We start from the raw sequence: 1,247 nt of genomic DNA, 5'->3' as shown, positions 1-1,247 counted from the left end.
TGCATCGTTCCTGCCTTTCGGGATCTTCCGCGCGGTCGAGGCACATCATCGCATCGGCGAGCGCTGCCCGATCATTCGCCCGGCATCGATCACCAGCCGGGTGCCGCGGCATCCGATTGCGCTCGGGCCTGGGGATCGTGCTCGAACTCCTCGACATTCTCGAATCGCAGGCCGGTATCGGCGTCGGGAGCCCGGCGTTCGGCGGCATTCGGCGGCGCCATCGAAACCTCGGGGGGAGTGGGCATCATGGCCTGGATATCGGGCATGAGCGGGAAGACCTCGGACAGTGTCGGATTCTTGGCCTTCTCGGCCTGCAACTCCGCCAGGATCTCCTGCGACTTCTGTTTCACCTGGACGGCGGCATCCTGCGCGGCCGCGGTGACGGCCGCGGCGATCTCGGAATAGGTCAGTTCGCCGATATCATCGGAGAATTCGATTCTGATGACGACACCGTCGGCATTGACGGTGACCGTGACCCTTCGCCCGCCGGCGCGTGCGCTCGCGGTCAGCCGGGCTCGCTCCCGCTGTGCGCGCGCGACAGCGGCGAAACTGCCCTGCACCATCTCGGCCAGGTCCGCCAACTGCGCTTTCGCGGCCTCGTTCGTCATGGATCAGAAGCCGTTCTTGTTGGCTTCTTCCATGTTCTCGAATTTGGTCGCGGCGTCGCGCAGGCCCTTCGAGTATTGCCCCAGCAGCGTCGTCTTCGACCCGAGCGCGGCCAGCAGACCGGGCTTGCGCGCGTCGTATCCGCTCTCGCCCTCGGCGAACTGGTCGCCGAATTCGTCATGACCCCAGACGCCCTCGTGAGCGTCCGCGGCTGCGGTGATCGCGTTGAGAACATCTGTGACCTTGGAGTTCACGTCATCGAGTCCACCTGCTACCGAACGCATTCCGGCGATCTCGACCTCTACCTTGCTCACGTCGAACCCCCAATGTTCATCTGACCATTAGGTTGCGATCATATACGTGTCTACTCGGCGACACCCGCCAAGATCAGCTGAAAATAGGCGCTGTCGAGATCGATGTCGGCGCCCACCAGCGACCGGGACAGCAGTGCGCGCGTCACGGTGCCGGTTTCGGCTGCGGCAATCAGTGCCGTGAGCCAGGACGACGCATTGCCGTCGAATACCTGCGTCAGCACGTCGTAGACGGCATCGTCGTTCCATACGCCGGGAAGCGCATCCTGCACAACGTTCGCGTCCGGGGAATCACCGCGGTACCACGCATGCCCACCCCACCAGTAGCAG

3 protein-coding genes are annotated in these 1,247 nt (G+C 64.0%); all 3 read right to left on the bottom strand.

The window, feature by feature from the left end; genetic code table 11:
• Window positions 1–89 precede the first annotated feature (89 nt).
• On the bottom strand, window positions 90–608 hold the full coding sequence (locus tag ACIRS4_RS37535; protein ID WP_404204655.1) for a YbaB/EbfC family nucleoid-associated protein: 519 nt from the start codon (window positions 606–608) through the stop codon (window positions 90–92).
• A 3-nt stretch (window positions 609–611) separates the two neighbouring features.
• Window positions 612–920, bottom strand: coding sequence for a hypothetical protein (locus tag ACIRS4_RS37530; protein ID WP_404204653.1), 309 nt, complete (start codon window positions 918–920; stop codon window positions 612–614).
• A gap of 50 nt (window positions 921–970) precedes the next feature.
• The coding region (locus tag ACIRS4_RS37525) for a hypothetical protein (RefSeq protein ID WP_404204651.1) at window positions 971–1,247 on the bottom strand (277 nt) is incomplete at its 5' end.

This window comes from Streptomyces sp. NPDC101166, from assembly GCF_044768125.1.
GTDB lineage: Bacteria > Actinomycetota > Actinomycetes > Streptomycetales > Streptomycetaceae > Streptomyces.
Note: the sequence above shows the minus strand (reverse complement) of the source record. Positions and strands in the feature narration are given on the sequence as shown.